Raw genomic sequence first — 16,101 nt, 5'->3', positions numbered from 1 at the left:
TGTGCGACGGTTCTGTGGCTTTCAGGCAAAAGCGCGCGATAGTGGTATAGGCAGATTTTGTAGTGGCCCACCTGCCGCCACGGTTCTTGGTAGGAGCAGCCTTGTGCTGCGAAGAGGCCCTGCTCGGCGATGCACATGTATGGGGTGCACCGGCCTCTTCGCAGCACAAGGCTGCTCCTACAAGGGATGATTCAGAACTGTGAGCCGGCCACTTCCTGCGCAACCCCCAGAAACGCCGCCGGCAAACGCGCCTGGCGCCGCTCCTTCAGGCAATACAGGTACTCATGCATCACCGGCGCATCCTCCAGCGCCAGCACCCGTAATTCGGGGTTATGCGGCACTTCATGGCGGGCAATCACACTGATGCCAATGTTGCGCAGGACCGCTTCGCGAATCGACTCACGGCTACCAATCTCCAGCAACGTGCCGGCCTTCACACCGGCCTCCTGCAGCATCTGCTCGGTCAGCTTGCGTGTGGTCGACCCCGGCTCGCGCATCAACAGGCAATGCCCGGCCACCACGTCGATGGACACCACCTGACGATGCGCCAAGGGATGGTTGCGGTGCACGGCCACCACCAACGGGTCGGTGCCCAAAACCCGGCGCACCAACCGGGCATCCTCCACCAGTTGCGACGAAGCGGCGATATCGACCCGGTAGTCCTCGAGCATTTCCAGCACCTGCTGCGAGTTGCCGATCTCCACTGCAACGTCTACCTGGGGCAGGCGCTCGCGGAAGACCTTCACCAGATCGAGGATGTAGTAAGGCGCCGTGGCCGCAATGCGCAGGCTGCCCTGGGCCTGGCCACTGTTGCGCAGTTCGAACTCGATGTCGGCCTCCTGCTGCAGCAGCGCCTTGACCCTCGGCAGCAGGCGCACGCCCTCCTCGCTCAACACCAGGCGCCGCCCGCCACGGTAGAACAGCTCTACTGCGTACTGGCTTTCCAGGTTGCGGATCTGCGTGGTCACGGTGGGCTGGCTGAGCCCGAGCTTCTTCGCCGCCAGGGTGATGCTGCCCAGGCGGGCCACCATGTAGAAGGCTTTGAGCTCGGAACTCAGCATGCACGTCCTCTATTTGCGCAAAAGGCGCAAGCCGTTGAACACCACCAGCAGGCTCACGCCCATGTCGGCGAACACCGCCATCCACATGGTCGCCATGCCGGCAAAGGTGATCGCCAGGAATATCGCCTTGATGCCCAGGGCCAGAATGATGTTCTGCCTGAGAATCGCCGCACTTTGGCGCGACAGCCTGACGAAGGCGGGGATTTTGCGCAAGTCGTCGTCCATCAACGCGACGTCGGCCGTCTCGATGGCCGTGTCGGTGCCCGCGGCCGCCATGGCAAAGCCGATCTCGGCACGGGCAAGGGCCGGTGCGTCGTTGATACCGTCGCCAACCATGCCCACCCGATGGCCTTGGGCATACAGGGCCTCAATGGTCTTCAGCTTGTCGGCCGGCAGCAGGTTGCCTTCGGCGCGATCGATGCCGACCTGGGCGGCGATGGCCTCGGCGGTATGGGGATTGTCGCCGGTAAGCATGACCGTCTTGATACCCAGTTCATGCAATTCGGCAATCGCCTGGCGGCTGCTCTGCTTGAGCGTGTCGGCCACGGCGAACAGGGCCAGCGGGCCACTGCGGTCGAGCAGCAGGACCACGGTTTTGCCTTGACGCTCCAGCGCATCCAGTTGCGCCTCCAACTCGGGCGAGCACAGGCCCAGTTCCTCGACCAGGCGGTGATTGCCCAGGTGGTAAAGCTCACCCTCGATCACCCCACGCACACCGCGACCGGCCAATGCGGCGAAGTCGTCGACTGCGCTCAAGGCCAAACCTTGCGCCTTGCCGAACTGGGCGATGGCACATGAGACCGGGTGGTCCGAGCGCTCGGCCAAGCTGGCAGCCAACGCCTGGGCCCGGCCTTCGAACAGGGGGTCCAAGGCCTTCGCATCGGTCTGCACTGGCTTGCCGTGGGTCAGGGTGCCGGTCTTGTCGAGGGCCAGGAAGTCCAGCTTGCGCCCGCCTTCCAGGTACACCCCACCCTTGATCAGGATGCCCTTGCGCGCGGCTGCAGCCAGGCCACTGACGATGGTCACCGGGGTTGAAATGACCAAGGCGCACGGGCAGGCCACCACCAACAGCACCAAGGCGCGATAGACCCAGTCGAACCAGGCGCCTGCCATGAACAGCGGCGGGATGACCGCCACCGCCAAGGCCACGGCGAACACCACGGGTGTGTAGATGCGCGAGAATCGGTCGACAAAACGCTGGGTCGGCGCCCGGGCACCTTGGGCTTCTTCGACGGCCTTGATGATGCGCGCCAGCGTCGATTGCCCGGCGCCGGCAGTGACGCGAAACTCCAGCGCACCGGCCTGGTTGATGGTGCCGGCGAACAGCTTGTCGCCCACGGCTTTTTCCACTGGCAGACTTTCACCGGTGATCGGCGCCTGATCGACGCTGGATTGGCCACTGGTCACTTCGCCATCCAGGCCGATGCGCTCGCCCGGCCGTACCCGCACCAAGGCACCGATGGCCACCTCGCGCACTTCCACTTCACGCCACTGGCCATCGGCTTGCAGCACTGTCGCCCTATCAGGGGTGAGCTGCATCAGGCCGCTGATGGCATTGCGAGCGCGGTCCAGGGAGCGCGCTTCGATCAGCTCGGCGACCGTGAACAACACCATCACCATGGCCGCTTCCGGCCACTGGCCGATCAGCACAGCGCCAGTCACGGCAATGCTCATCAGCGCGTTGATGTTGAGGTTGCGGTTTTTCAGGGCAATCCAGCCCTTCTTGTAGGTGCCCAGGCCGCAACCCAGGATCGCCGCCAAGGCCAGCGCCGCCACCAGCCATTCAGGTGCAAGCCCGGTGAAATGCACGATTTCGGCGGCGATGGCCGCGACACCGGATAACGCCAGCGGCCACCAGCGGGTTTTGCTGGGCGGGGCAGCGTTCGCGGCGGCCTCGTCCCCTTCGATGAGGGGCTCGGCCTTCATGCCCAGGCTGTCGATAGCCCGCTCGATCTCGGCGGTACCCGCCAGCGTGTGGCGCACGCCAAGCACGCGGTTGATCAGGTTGAACTCCAACTGCTCGATGCCCGCCAGCTTGCCCAGCTTGTCCTGGATCAGCGTTTGCTCGGTGGGGCAGTCCATGGCCTCGATACGGAAGCGGCTGAGCTGTGCGTCGCCGCTGGCTTTTGCGCTCAACTGCACCAACGCCGGAGCGGCCGCGCTGCCGCAGCAGCTGTGGGCGTGGTGGTCATGCTTGTGGCGGGGGCTGGCAGGCTGGTTCATTGGGTCATCCTTAAAGTGAGCCTGTTGCCAAGTGAACACCCTGTAGCCACTATAGGGTCAAGCCATCCGCTGGAGATTTGCGATGAAGATTGGAGAACTGGCAAAAGCCACCGATTGCGCCGTGGAGACCATCCGCTATTACGAGCGCGAGCAACTGTTGCCGGAGCCGGCGCGCACCGACGGCAACTACCGGCTCTACACCCAGGCCCACGTCGAGCGGCTGACCTTCATCCGCAACTGCCGGACCCTGGACATGACCCTGGACGAAATCCGCAGCCTGCTACGCCTGCGCGACAGCCCCGAAGGGTCGTGCGGCAGCGTCAATGCGTTGATCGACGAGCATATCGTCCATGTACAGGCGCGTATCGATGGTTTGGTGGCGTTGCAGGAGCAGTTGGTGGAGCTGCGACAGAGGTGCAGCGCGCCGGGGAGTGAATGCGCGATCTTGCAGCAACTGGAGGTGAACGGGGCGGTATCTGTACCGGAAGGCGATCATTCGCATGTGGGGCGAAGCCACGGGCATTGAGATTGCTGGGGGGCTGCAAGGCAGCCCCGGCAACCTAGAAAATCACACCGCCATCGGCGCCGTCATCGGCGCATGATGCTCATACCCTTCCAGGCTGAAATCACTCGGCTCGATCTTCTCCAGCCACTCCGGCTCATACTTGCCGGTGTCGGCAAACGCCGGCACGCGATCGCTGATCACCAGCTTCGGCGCCTCGAGCGGTTCGCGCTTGAGCTGCTCGTTGAGCATGTCCAGGTGGTTTTCGTACACATGGGCATCACCAATGAAATACGTGAACCAGCGCGGGGTGTAGCCGGTCAGGCGGCCGAACAGCGACAGCAAGGCCGCGCCCTCGGTGAGGTTGAACGGCGTGCCCAAGCCCAGGTCGTTGGAGCGAATGTACAAGGTCAGGGAAATTTCCCGAGTCTCGGCATTCGGGTGGAACTGGTACAGCAGGTGGCACGGCGGCAGGGCCATTTCATCCAACTGGGCGCAGTTCCAGCCATGGAACAGGATGCGCCGGCTGCCCGGGTCATTGGCGATGGTGTCCAGGCACTGGCGCACCTGGTCGATGGCCTTGTACAGGACGACAAAGGCCTGGCCGTCTTCTTGGTCCTGGGCAATCTTGCGGAAACCCTGTTTCTCGGCCATCTCAATGGCCGCCGGGTTGCTCAGCGGGATGCGTTTGTAGCCCGGCCATTGGCGCCACTGAACGCCGTAGATCTCGCCCAGGTCGTCATGCCCCTGGCGGAACGGGTTGGCCAACCATTGGGCGTTTTCGTTGGCGTTCTGGTCCCAGACCTTGCAGCCCAGCTCACGGAATTCACCCGCGTTTTTCACGCCCCGCAGAAAACCGACCATCTCGCCGATGGCCGACTTGAAGGCCAGCTTGCGCGTGGTGATGGCCGGAAAGCCCTTCTGCAGGTCGAAACGCAGCATGGCGCCCGGCAGGCTGATGGTGCGGATGCCGGTACGGTTTTCCTGAAGGGTGCCGTTTTCGATGACGTCACGGACCAGGTCCAGATACTGTTTCATGGCTTACCTGTAGCAAGAACGGCAGAGGGATCACCCCTGCCGTTGGGAGTCAGATGGCGGGTTTCGCCGTAGGTTTGCGATTATAAGCCCACCAGATCAATCCGAGGCCGGCCAGAATCATCGGGATGCAGAGTATCTGACCCATGGTCAGCCAACCCCAGGCAATGTAGCCCAGCTGGGCATCCGGCACGCGGACGAACTCGACGATGAAGCGGAAGATCCCGTAGAACAGCGCGAACATGCCGGATACCGCCATGGTCGGGCGTGGCTTGCGCGAATACAGCCACAGGATCAGGAACAGCGCCACGCCTTCCAGGGCGAACTGATACAGCTGCGAGGGGTGGCGCGGCAGCTGGGCGGGGTCGCTGAACGGTGGGAACACCATCGCCCACGGCACGTCGGTCGCCTTGCCCCACAGCTCGGCATTGATGAAGTTGCCGATACGCCCGGCACCCAGGCCGATCGGCACCATTGGCGCGACGAAGTCCATCAGCTCGAAGAACGACTTGTTGTTGCGCTTGCCGAACCATACCGCCGCCAACATCACGCCGATGAAGCCGCCGTGGAACGACATGCCGCCCTTCCACACCTCGAAGATCAGCGTCGGGTTCGCCAGATAGGCGTGCAGGTCGTAAAACAGCACGTAACCCAGGCGGCCCCCGACGATCACCCCCATCGATAGCCAGAACACCAGGTCGGACAATTTTTCACGGGACCAGGTGGGGTCGAAGCGGTTCAGCCGACGCGAGGCGAGCAGCCAGGCGCCGCCGATGCCGACCAAGTACATCAGGCCGTACCAGTGGATTTTCAGCGGCCCGAGGGCCACGGCCACGGGGTCTATCTGCGGGTAAGGCAGCATGGATATTCCTCTAGTTTCAAATCAGCGAGCTAAATCAAAAAGCTGAGGCCGACGCAGAACAGCAGCGCGGCGAACAAACGCTTGAGCAGGCGTGGCGACAGTTTGTGCGCCAGGCGCGCGCCGAAGCGGGCGAAAAACATGCTGGTCACGGCAATGCCGACCAGCGCAGGCAAGTACACGTAGCCCAGGCTGTGGGCCGGCAAGTGTTCTTCGTGCCAGCCAAGCCACATGAAGCTCAGGGCACTGGCCACGGCAATGGGTAGGCCACAGGCCGAGGACGTTGCCACCGCCTGCTGCATGGGCAGGCTGCGCCAGGTCAGGAACGGCACGGTCAGCGAGCCGCCACCAATACCGAATATCGCCGAAGCCCAGCCAATCACCCCACCTGCTGCGGTCAGCGCGGGCTTGCCAGGGATGCCGCGGCTGGCCTTGGGTTTGAAGTCCAGGGCCATTTGCGCAGCAATGATCAGGGCGAACACACCGATGATCTTCTGCAGCAGTGGGCCCTGGATCAAGGAGGCGGTCTTGGCGCCGATACCAGCGCCAATCAGGATGCCCAGGGTCATCCAGGCGAAGATCGGCCACTGCACCGCACCCCTGCGATGGTGTTCGAGCACCGCGTTGATCGAGGTGAAGATGATGGTTGCCAACGACGTGCCGACAGCCAGGTGGGTCAATACCGAAGGGTCGAAGCCCTGCAAGGTGAAGCTGAACACCAGCACCGGCACGATGATGATGCCACCACCAACGCCGAACAGCCCGGCCAGCACACCGGCACATGCACCTAACAGCAGATAGAGTACGAACTCCATTCGTTGCCCCTGAGAAAATCAATCCGGCATGGTAACGGAAGCCGGCCCTGAGGCTCTAGTGAACTTCGTGACAGGATGGATCAGCACCGCCGCAGTGGGTAGAGTGGCAAAAAACACAGAGGCCCAACCGATGTGCCTGATCGTATTCGCCTGGCGGCCGGGGCATGCCCTGCCGCTGATCGTGGCGGCCAACCGCGACGAGTTCTATGCCCGGCCCACGCAGGCCCTGACCGCCTGGGAGGATGCCCCTGGCGTCTACGCCGGGCGTGACCTGGAGGCTGGCGGTACCTGGCTGGGCGTGGGGCCGCAGGGGCGCTTTGCCGCGCTGACCAACATCCGCGGCCCTGGGCAAGCCTTGGGCGTGCGCTCGCGCGGGGAGCTGGTGGCGGGGTTTCTGCAGGGTGAGCTTGGCGTGGAAGCCTATCTTGACCAGGTGGCCAGCCGCAGTCGCCAGTATTCGGGGTTTAACTTGCTGGTGGGTGATGGGGCGCAGTTAGGCTTTCTGCACGCCCGAGACGCCGCGCCGCGCTTGCTGGAGCCTGGGGTCTATGGGTTATCCAATGCCGGGTTGGATACGCCGTGGCCGAAGCTGGTGAAGGCGCGCAGCGGGCTGGAGGGGTTGCTTGAGTCAGCAGACCCGCAGCGCTTGCTAGGGTTGCTGGCCGATGGTGAACCGGCAGCCGAAAGCGAGTTACCGGAAACGGGCGTGGGGTTGGCGACCGAGAAGCTGCTGTCGAGTGTGTTTATTGCCAGCCAGAATTATGGGACGCGGGCGAGTACTGTGCTGATCGTGGATGATCAGGGGAGAAGACGGCTGGTTGAGCGCAGTTTCGGGCCGTTTGGGGGGAATTTGGGAGAAGTTGAGATTATGGCTTGAGGGCCAGGGGGCTGCTTTGCAGCCCTTCGCAGCACAAGGCTGCTCCTACAAAGTGACGCGATCGCCTGTAGGAGCAGCCTTGTGCTGCGAAGAGGCCGGTATAGGTATCACAGGGTCTTGTTCGCCCCAGGCCCGATCATCCGCGCCAACCCTAGGTTCTTCAGCGCCAATTGCAGCGAGCTGTGGATAACCTGCGGGTTGTCATGGCTCATGGCTTCGGCCAGCAGCTCCTTGGCCTTGCTCATGTTGATCTGGCGCAGCATCCACTTCACCTTGGGCAGGTTGGTGGCGTTCATCGACAAGCTGTCGAAGCCCATCGCCATCAACAGCACCGCTGCCGCCGGGTCACCGGCCATCTCGCCGCAAATGCTGACCGGCTTGCCCTCGCCATGGGCATCGCGCACCACCGTGTTCAAAGCTTGCAGCACGGCCGGGTGCAGGTAATCGTATAGGTCGGCGACCCGTGGGTTGTTGCGGTCGACCGCCAGCAGGTACTGGGTCAGGTCGTTGGAACCGACCGACAGGAAGTCCACCTGCCGCGCCAGCTCTTTGGTCTGGTACACCGCCGCAGGGATCTCGACCATCACGCCAACCGGCGGCATCGGCACATCGGTGCCTTCGTCACGCACCTCGCCCCACGCGCGGTGGATCAGGTGCAGTGCCTCTTCCAGCTCGTGAATGCCAGAAATCATCGGCAGCAGGATGCGCAGGTTGTTCAGGCCTTCGCTGGCCTTGAGCATGGCGCGGGTCTGGACCAGGAAGATTTCTGGGTGGTCGAGGGTAACGCGAATGCCGCGCCAACCCAGGAAGGGGTTTTCTTCCTTGATCGGGAAGTACGACAGCGCCTTGTCCCCGCCGATATCCAGGGTACGCATGGTCACTGGCAGCGGGTGGAAGGCCGCCAGCTGTTCGCGGTAGATCGCCAGCTGCTCTTTCTCGCTGGGGAAGCGCTGGTTGATCATGAACGGCACTTCGGTGCGGTACAGGCCTACCCCTTCGGCGCCACGCTGCTGGGCACGGGCGACGTCGGCCAGCAGGCCGGTGTTGACCCACAGCGGCATGCGGTGGCCATCCGGGGTGACGCAGGGCAGCTCGCGCAGCGCATCCAGGCCTTGCGCCAGCTGGCGCTCCTCCTCGACCACTTCGCTGTACTGCTTGCGCAACACGTCGCTGGGGTTGGTGAACACCTCGCCCTTGTAGCCGTCGACGATCAGCTCGATGCCATCGACCTTGGAATACGGCAGGTCGACCAGGCCCATCACCGTCGGAATACCCATGGCGCGGGCCAGGATCGCGACGTGGGAGTTGCCCGAACCCAATACCGACACCAGGCCGACCAGCTTGCCCTCCGGCACTTCGCCCAGCATCGCTGGCGTCAGTTCTTCGCTGACCAGGATGGTATTGTCGGCGTACACCAGCGATTGCGAGCGAGCCTCCTGCAGGTAGGCGAGCAGCCGGCGGCCAAGGTCCTTGACGTCCGAAGCGCGCTCGCGCAGGTAGTCATCGTCCATCAGCTCGAAGCGGTTGACGTGCTCGCCGACCACTTGGCGCAAAGCGCCCTGGGCCCACTGGCCGGTCTTGATGACCTCGGTCACCTCGCCGCCCAAGGCGGCGTCTTCGAGCATCATCAGGTACACGTCGAACAACGCGCGCTCTTCGGGCCGCAGCTGGGTGGCCAGCTTGGCCGACAGCTTGCGCATGTCGGCGCGCACGCCTTCAAGGGCGTTCTGGAACAGTTTGAGTTCGGCGTCGATGTCTTCGACAGTCTTGTCCGGCACCACTTCGAGGTCGGCCGGCGGCAACATCACCACTGCGCGGCCAACGGCGGCGCCTGGCGAGCCCGGCACGCCGACGAAGCGAGCCTCCTGGATACCCTTGCCCTGGCGGCCCAGGCCACGGATCGAGCCGGTCGCCTCGGCGTGGGCGATAACCCCGGCGAGCTGGGCACTCATGGTGACCAGGAAGGCTTCTTCGCCCTCATCGAACTGGCGGCGTTCCTTCTGCTGGATGACCAGCACCCCGACCACTCGACGGTGGTGAATGATCGGCGCACCCAGGAAGGAGGCGAATTTTTCTTCACCGGTTTCGGCAAAGTAGCGATAACGCGGGTGATCGGCGGCGTTTTCCAGGTTCAGCGGCTCTTCCCGGGTACCGACCAGGCCGACCAGGCCCTCGTTGGGGGCCATGCTGACCTTGCCGATCGAACGCTTGTTCAGGCCCTCGGTGGCCATCAGCACGAAGCGGTTGGTTTCCGGGTCAAGCAGGTAGACGGAGCAGACCTGGCTGCCCATGGCCTCCTTGACGCGCAAGACAATGATCCCCAACGCCGTCTTGAGATCTTTGGCGGAGTTCACTTCCTGGACGATCTTGCGCAGCGTATTGAGCATGGCTCGGGGTCGAACTCCGTCGTCAGTCGCGCGTCAGAAGACGCGGTGCTAGCTCTTTCAGGGCGCGACGGTAGACCTCGCGCTTGAATGTCACAACCTGGCCCAGCGGGTACCAATAGCTGACCCAGCGCCAGCCGTCGAACTCCGGCTTGCCCGTCAGGTCCATCCGCACCCTTTGTTCGTTGCTTACCAGACGCAGCAGGAACCACTTCTGCTTCTGGCCAATGCACAGCGGCTGACTGTGCGTACGCACCAGACGCTGGGGTAAACGATAACGCAACCAGCCACGCGTGCAGGCAAGAATTTCCACATCGTCGCGTTCAAGGCCAACTTCTTCGTTCAGCTCGCGGTACAGGGCATCTTCCGGCGTCTCGTCAGGGTTGATGCCACCCTGGGGAAATTGCCAGGCATCCTGGTTGATCCGTCGAGCCCATAGCACCTGCCCGGCATCATTCGTGAGAATGATCCCGACATTGGGGCGAAAACCATCCGGGTCGATCACGGCAGCAACCTCGCAAACGCATGTCACCGCATTGTTCCACAAAGCCTGCGAGCGCAGCAACGCGCCCGCCAAGCTTATGTGCAGCGAGGTGAAAACTCCGTATTCTGCGGGCCTACCTTGTAGCTGATGCGAGTGAACGCGATGCGCCTGGCTTTATTCGACCTGGACAATACCCTCCTCGGTGGCGACAGCGACCATGCCTGGGGTGACTATCTGTGCGAGCGCGGCATCCTCGACCCGGTCGCTTACAAACAACGCAACGATGCCTTCTACCAGCACTACCTGAACGGCACCCTGGACTTGCAGGCCTACCTGGCCTTTTCCATGGAGATTCTGGCGGCAACGCCTATGGCCCAGCTCGACGCGTGGCACCGCGATTTCATGCGGGACTGCATCGAACCGATCATCCTGCCCAAGGCCCTGGCGTTGCTGCAGCAGCACCGCGAGGCGGGCGACAAACTGGTGATCATCACCGCCACCAACCGTTTCGTGACCGCGCCAATCGCCCGCCGTTTGGGCGTGCGTACCCTGCTGGCGACCGAATGCGAGACCGAAGATGGCCGCTACACCGGGCGTAGTACCGATATAGCGTGTTTCCGTGAAGGGAAAGTGACGAGGTTGCAGCGCTGGATGCTGGAAAACGGCTACGACCTTGAAGACAGCTATTTCTACAGCGATTCGATGAATGACCTGCCGTTGCTGCAGCAGGTGACGCATGCGGTGGCGGTGGACCCGGATCCGAACCTGCGGGCGGAAGCCGAACAGCGTGGGTGGCCGGTGATTTCGCTGAGGGATTGAGGTTGTCCTGTGCCGGCCCTTTCGCGGGTAAACCCGCTCCCACAGGGATTGCATCAGGCCCGAGGGCTGTGCAGTCCTGTGGGAGCGGGCTTGCCCCGCGAAGAGGCCGGCATGGACAGCACAAGGCCGTCAGACTGGCTTGGCACCCATCAGGCCGGCAATGGACAAGAAGCAAACCCCGCTGAACACCGCCAAGGCCAAGGTAAACCGCAGCCCCACCACCTGCGCCTTGCGCAGCCGGTTCAAGCGCACCAGCAGCCACCACACGGCAAACGCACCCAGCGTATAGATGACGCTGGACGCCAGCACCCAGGTCTGCCCCAGTGGCCAGCCGACCAGGTGCACCAGCCACCAGCCGGTGAACGGCATGCTCACCAGGCACACGCCCATGACCAACCAGACGAACACCAGCGGCCGGCGCAGCAATTTGCCGTAGGCCTCGGCATCGCCCAGCCGGCGGGCGCGAACTGTCCAGATCACCAAGCCCAGCGCGCCCAGAAGCAGCAGCGCAGTGGCGGTGATGTGCAAGGCCTTGAGCGTCGTCAGGTGTTCCATGTCTTCATATCCATGCGCGATGAGCCAAGCTTAGTCGCTCAACCCAAAAACAACCGGTAAGCCGGGTTATCGGTCTCGTCCCAGTACGGGTAACCGATCTTGGCCAGCGCCGCTGGCACCAGGTGGCGTTCGTCTTCCGGTACCTGCAAGCCCGCCACCACGCGCCCGTCGGCAGCGCCGTGGTTGCGGTAGTGGAACATCGAAATATTCCAGCGCCCGCCCAGCTTGTTGAGGAAGTTGAACAACGCACCCGGCCGCTCGGGGAACTCGAAGCGCAGCACGATCTCATCACTGGCGCCGGCCGAATGGCCACCCACCATGTGACGAATGTGCAGCTTGGCCAGTTCGTTGTCGGTCAGGTCGGTAACCGGGAAGCCCTGCTCGGTCAGTTGCTGCACCAACACCGCACGCGGGTCGTTCTCTGGGTGGGTCTGCACGCCGACGAAGATGTGCGCCTCGTCGGAGGTGTGCTTGCGGTAGTTGAATTCGGTGATCTGGCGCTTGCCGATCGCCTCGCAGAACGCCTTGAAGCTGCCCGGGCGCTCGGGGATGGTGACGGCGATGATGGCTTCGCGTTTTTCACCCAGTTCGGCACGCTCGGCCACATGGCGCAGGCGATCGAAGTTGACGTTGGCGCCCGAATCGATGGCAACCAGGGTCTGGCCGGTCACGCCATACAGCTCGACATACTTCTTGATGCCGGCAACCCCCAGCGCGCCAGCAGGTTCGGTGATCGAGCGGGTATCGTCGTAGATATCCTTGATGGCTGCACAGATCTCGTCAGTACTGACAGTGATCACCTCATCCACATGCAGGCGGCAGATGTCGAAGGTGTGCTGGCCAATCTGCGCCACCGCCACACCGTCGGCGAACAGCCCGACTTGTGGCAACACCACGCGCTCACCCGCGGCCATGGCGGCCTGCAGGCAGTTGGAGTCGTCCGGCTCGACGCCGATGACTTTGATTTCCGGGCGCAGGTACTTCACGTAGGCCGCGATGCCGGCGATCAGGCCGCCGCCGCCGACCGGCACGAAAATCGCGTCCAGCCGGCCCGGGTGCTGACGCAGGATCTCCATGGCCACCGTGCCTTGCCCAGCGATGGTGTGCGGGTCGTCATAGGGGTGGATATAGACGAAGCCCTTCTCATCGACCAGCTTGAGCGAGTAGGCCAGCGCCTCGGGGAAGGTGTCGCCGTGCAATACCACCTTGCCGCCCCGCGAACGCACGCCTTCGATCTTGATCTCCGGGGTGGTCTTGGGCATCACGATGGTTGCCTTTATCCCCAGCTCACGCGCTGCCAGGGCCAGGCCCTGGGCATGGTTGCCGGCCGAGGCGGTGACCACGCCGCGGGCCAGCTCTTCTGGGGTCAGTTGCGCCAGCTTGTTGTACGCCCCGCGAATCTTGAACGAGAACACCGGCTGCAGGTCTTCGCGCTTGAGCAAGATCTGGTTGCCGAGGCGTTTGCTCAACTGCCCGGCGCTCTGCAGCGGCGTTTCGACGGCGACGTCATAGACGCGCGAGGTGAGGATCTTCTTGACGTACTGTTCGAGCATCGGGAAAGCATCACTGGCCGCGGGACAAGGGCTGCGAGTCTACCCCAGCGCTACGTCGGGCGACCACAGCAAAGCCGCGCAAGCCGCTATACTAAGCCCCTTTGAAACCCAGCCCCTTTGAAAACCTCCCCGCCCCTCTCGGAGCCCGCATGACCCAGGACCAACTCAAACAGGCCGTCGCCCAGGCCGCTGTCGACTTCATTCTGCCCAAGCTGGATGAAAAGAGCGTCGTCGGCGTCGGTACCGGTTCGACCGCCAACTTCTTCATCGACGCCCTGGCTCAGCACAAGACCGCCTTCGATGGCGCGGTCGCCAGCTCCGAGGCCACCGCCCAGCGTCTGAAGGGTCATGGCATCCCGGTCTACGAGCTGAACAGCGTCAGCGAGCTGGAGTTCTATGTGGACGGTGCTGACGAGAGCGACGCGCACCTGAACCTGATCAAGGGCGGTGGCGCGGCCCTGACCCGCGAGAAGATCGTCGCGGCCGTGGCCAAGACCTTCATCTGCATCGCCGATGCCAGCAAGCTGGTACCGGTGCTGGGCGCCTTCCCGCTGCCCGTCGAAGTGATCCCGATGGCCCGCAGCCACGTGGCGCGCCAGCTGGTCAAGCTGGGCGGTGACCCGGTGTACCGCGAGGGTGTGCTGACCGACAACGGTAACGTGATCCTGGACGTGTACAACCTGCAGATCACCAACCCGGTCGAGCTCGAAGCGCAGATCAATGCGATCGTGGGCGTGGTGACCAACGGCCTGTTCGCGGCACGCCCGGCGGACTTGCTGCTGCTCGGTACCGCTGAAGGTGTGAAAACCCTCAAGGCCGAGTAACCCAAGCCTATAAGCGTTGTTCTAGCCCTGCGCGATCCAGGTAGGAGCAGCCTTGTGCTGCGAAGAGGCCGGTGACTACACAGTGAATCTGCGCTGCTGTTACCGACCTCTTCGCAGCACAAGGCTGCTCCTACCTGGATCGCGCAGGGCCGCATTTAATCTGCCGGCTGTTTGAACACGTAAAACAGGTTCGGCTCACTGACCAGGTAAATGGTCCCTGCCTCATCCATCGCAATCCCTTCCGCCTGCGGCACCGTCGCCTTCAACCCCTGGTACCCCTTGCGCAGCGACAAGGTACTGAGCGGCTTGCCCTTCACATCCAGTTCCAGCACCAGCCGCGATTCATCCGACAGCGCCAACAAATGGCCGCTGCGCTCGTCGAACTGCAAACTCGACAGGTCCCGCACAAACAAACGCGAGTCACGCTTGCGGTCCTGCACCACATGCACGGCATAAGGCTGCTCGGGGTTGTCATGCGGGAAGCCATGCACCTCGTAGATCAGCATCGGGTCGCGCTCCTTGGCCACGAACAGGCGCTTGCCGGCCGAGTCGTACGCCAGCCCCTCGAATCCCTTGTTGCCGTTCAGGCCAATGCCCAGGGTCAACTGCTCGGCATCGCCGGCATCGAGGAACAGCGTATCGTCGTCCAGGCGCACACGAATCAGCCGTTGCTGGCGCTCATCGGTGATCACATAGCTGTTGGGGCCCACGTATTCCACCGCCTCCGGGTCGCCAAAGCCGGTCAGCGGCACGCGCCGCAGGATGCGCCCGTCCAGCGACAGCTCGATCAGCTCCGAACGTGCATTGGTCACGGTGAACAGTGTCTTGCGGTCTGGGTCGTAGGTCAGCGCCGAAATGTCATCGTCCAGCCCCTCGACAGGCTGCGCCTCGACCACCACCCGATAACGGTCCAGGCCGATGCCCTGCTCGGCTGGCTGCCACCAGGTTTTCAGGTTGAACCAGCCGCGCTCGAACAGGCGAAACTCCTGCCCGGCCCAGCCGAGCAAGAGCAGGCCAATAAAGGCCGGAATCAGTGACAGACGAAGATAGCGACGCATTTGGGGACAGACTCGACGTAAGGGTGGCGAATCTAACCATGAACAACTGAATCAAAGCTTAATGCCAGCATCCGACAAGTCTGATGTTGCTGTCAGTTTTTCTTGAACCGATAGAAAAGCGCCGGCTCGCTGACCATGTACAGGTTGCCCTGGTCGTCCATGGCCACGCCTTCTGCACGCGGGATGGTGTGCTCAAGGCCGTTGAAACCGCCCAGCAAGGTCATGAAGCTGACTTGCTGGCCCTGCTCATCCAGCTCCAGCAGCATGTTGGAGTCCGCCGACAGCACCAGGAGGTGCCCCGTGCGCGGGTCGACGCCGAGGGCCGACAGATTGCGCAGGTCGAGTTCATCACTGGGCAGCAGCTGTTTGTCGCCCTTCAGCGGGCTACGGCCATCGGTGCTCCAGGTGTACAGCTTGGGCGGGCGCTCTTCGCCGATCACCAGGCGTTGACGCATCGGGTCCCAAGCCACGGCCTCGAAGCCCTTGTTGCTCTTCACCGACTTGCCCAGGTCGTAGCTCGGGAAGTCGCCATGGTTAAGCGACGTGGTGTGCGCATCCACCTTGACCACGGTCAGGTCGTGCAGCCGTTCGTCGACGATTGCCAGGTGCCCGTCCTCCATCACGGCCAGCCCTTCCGGGTTGTTCCAGCCATTCAATGGAATCTGGCGCAGCACGTTGCCGTCCAGGCTGAGCTCGACCAGGAACGGGTTCTTGCCCATGACGGCGAACAAGGTGCGGGTTTGCGGGTTGAAGGCCACGTCCGAGGCTTCGTCATCGTCCATGCCGGGCAGCGGTTTGGCGTCGATATCGGCCTGATAGGCCGGCAGCCAGACGCTCTCGCTTTGCTCGGCGGTGCTTTCAAAGCTTTCCTTCACCCACAGTGCCCCGCGGTCATCCCAGTGCATGGCCACGGATACGCCATAGCCGATCACCGCTGCAACTGCCAGGCCGAACGGCCAGCGCAGGTAAAAGCGACGCTTGGGAGTTGCCGGGGCGCTGGAGCGAGATGGCATACGTGGATCCTGGGAAAATGGGCGTAGGTCCGCGCATTA

At 63.1% G+C, this 16,101-nt stretch carries 15 protein-coding genes; 4 read left to right on the top strand and 11 right to left on the bottom strand.

Annotated features, from left to right (window positions below):
- Positions 1 to 191 precede the first annotated feature (191 nt).
- Both GIB19_RS00225 and GIB19_RS00220 read right to left on the bottom strand, forming a co-directional pair.
- Complete coding sequence (locus tag GIB19_RS00225) at positions 192 to 1,061, bottom strand: LysR family transcriptional regulator (protein WP_027592300.1); 870 nt, start codon at positions 1,059 to 1,061, stop codon at positions 192 to 194.
- 9 nt (positions 1,062 to 1,070) lie between these two features.
- Positions 1,071 to 3,284: a heavy metal translocating P-type ATPase gene (locus GIB19_RS00220; protein WP_274882662.1), complete on the bottom strand. Its 2,214-nt coding sequence runs from the start codon at positions 3,282 to 3,284 to the stop codon at positions 1,071 to 1,073.
- An 82-nt stretch (positions 3,285 to 3,366) separates the two neighbouring features.
- Here GIB19_RS00220 and cadR point away from each other — a divergent pair, with 82 nt between their 5' ends.
- Positions 3,367 to 3,810 carry a cadmium resistance transcriptional regulator CadR gene (cadR, locus tag GIB19_RS00215; protein WP_099430714.1) on the top strand — a complete coding sequence of 148 codons (444 nt, stop codon included), beginning with the start codon at positions 3,367 to 3,369 and terminating at the stop codon, positions 3,808 to 3,810.
- Positions 3,811 to 3,852: 42 nt separating this feature from the next.
- Here the strand turns inward: cadR and GIB19_RS00210 are convergent, their stop codons facing one another.
- From GIB19_RS00210 to GIB19_RS00200, 3 genes are read right to left on the bottom strand one after another with little or no spacing between them, the layout of a single operon-like run.
- Positions 3,853 to 4,824 (bottom strand): thymidylate synthase, encoded by a 972-nt coding sequence (locus GIB19_RS00210; protein WP_027592297.1) that lies wholly within the window; start codon positions 4,822 to 4,824, stop codon positions 3,853 to 3,855.
- Positions 4,825 to 4,873: 49 nt separating this feature from the next.
- Entirely contained in the window at positions 4,874 to 5,683 is an 810-nt protein-coding gene (gene lgt, locus GIB19_RS00205) for a prolipoprotein diacylglyceryl transferase (protein ID WP_027592296.1), read from the bottom strand.
- Positions 5,684 to 5,712: 29 nt separating this feature from the next.
- Entirely contained in the window at positions 5,713 to 6,495 is a 783-nt protein-coding gene (locus GIB19_RS00200; RefSeq protein WP_099430715.1) for a sulfite exporter TauE/SafE family protein, read from the bottom strand.
- 130 nt (positions 6,496 to 6,625) lie between these two features.
- Here GIB19_RS00200 and GIB19_RS00195 point away from each other — a divergent pair, with 130 nt between their 5' ends.
- Complete coding sequence (locus GIB19_RS00195; RefSeq protein WP_274882657.1) at positions 6,626 to 7,372, top strand: NRDE family protein; 747 nt, start codon at positions 6,626 to 6,628, stop codon at positions 7,370 to 7,372.
- A gap of 107 nt (positions 7,373 to 7,479) precedes the next feature.
- On the opposite strand, the gene ptsP is transcribed toward GIB19_RS00195, so the two are convergent.
- Both ptsP and GIB19_RS00185 read right to left on the bottom strand, forming a co-directional pair.
- Entirely contained in the window at positions 7,480 to 9,759 is a 2,280-nt protein-coding gene (ptsP, locus tag GIB19_RS00190) for a phosphoenolpyruvate--protein phosphotransferase (protein WP_099455649.1), read from the bottom strand.
- Positions 9,760 to 9,781: 22 nt separating this feature from the next.
- Positions 9,782 to 10,261, bottom strand: coding sequence for an RNA pyrophosphohydrolase (locus GIB19_RS00185; RefSeq protein WP_003249017.1), 480 nt, complete (start codon positions 10,259 to 10,261; stop codon positions 9,782 to 9,784).
- Between the two features lie 141 nt (positions 10,262 to 10,402).
- On the opposite strand from GIB19_RS00185, the gene GIB19_RS00180 reads away from it, so the two are divergent.
- Entirely contained in the window at positions 10,403 to 11,059 is a 657-nt protein-coding gene (locus GIB19_RS00180; protein WP_027592292.1) for a histidinol-phosphatase, read from the top strand.
- Between the two features lie 129 nt (positions 11,060 to 11,188).
- Here GIB19_RS00180 and GIB19_RS00175 read toward each other — a convergent pair whose 3' ends face one another.
- Positions 11,189 to 11,614 carry a DUF2269 family protein gene (locus GIB19_RS00175; RefSeq protein WP_274882630.1) on the bottom strand — a complete coding sequence of 142 codons (426 nt, stop codon included), beginning with the start codon at positions 11,612 to 11,614 and terminating at the stop codon, positions 11,189 to 11,191.
- A gap of 38 nt (positions 11,615 to 11,652) precedes the next feature.
- On the bottom strand, positions 11,653 to 13,167 hold the full coding sequence (gene ilvA, locus GIB19_RS00170; protein ID WP_027592290.1) for a threonine ammonia-lyase, biosynthetic: 1,515 nt from the start codon (positions 13,165 to 13,167) through the stop codon (positions 11,653 to 11,655).
- A gap of 149 nt (positions 13,168 to 13,316) precedes the next feature.
- Here ilvA and rpiA point away from each other — a divergent pair, with 149 nt between their 5' ends.
- Entirely contained in the window at positions 13,317 to 13,991 is a 675-nt protein-coding gene (rpiA, locus tag GIB19_RS00165) for a ribose-5-phosphate isomerase RpiA (RefSeq protein WP_027592289.1), read from the top strand.
- A gap of 155 nt (positions 13,992 to 14,146) precedes the next feature.
- Here rpiA and GIB19_RS00160 read toward each other — a convergent pair whose 3' ends face one another.
- Both GIB19_RS00160 and GIB19_RS00155 read right to left on the bottom strand, forming a co-directional pair.
- Positions 14,147 to 15,049 (bottom strand): SdiA-regulated domain-containing protein, encoded by a 903-nt coding sequence (locus GIB19_RS00160; protein ID WP_099430718.1) that lies wholly within the window; start codon positions 15,047 to 15,049, stop codon positions 14,147 to 14,149.
- A gap of 92 nt (positions 15,050 to 15,141) precedes the next feature.
- A complete protein-coding gene (locus GIB19_RS00155; RefSeq protein WP_099430719.1) occupies positions 15,142 to 16,062 on the bottom strand; it encodes an SdiA-regulated domain-containing protein in 921 nt (306 codons plus the stop codon).
- Positions 16,063 to 16,101 lie beyond the last annotated feature (39 nt).

Source organism: Pseudomonas sp. ITEM 17296, from assembly GCF_028895205.1.
GTDB lineage: Bacteria > Pseudomonadota > Gammaproteobacteria > Pseudomonadales > Pseudomonadaceae > Aquipseudomonas > Aquipseudomonas kermanshahensis.
Note: the sequence above shows the minus strand (reverse complement) of the source record. Positions and strands in the feature narration are given on the sequence as shown.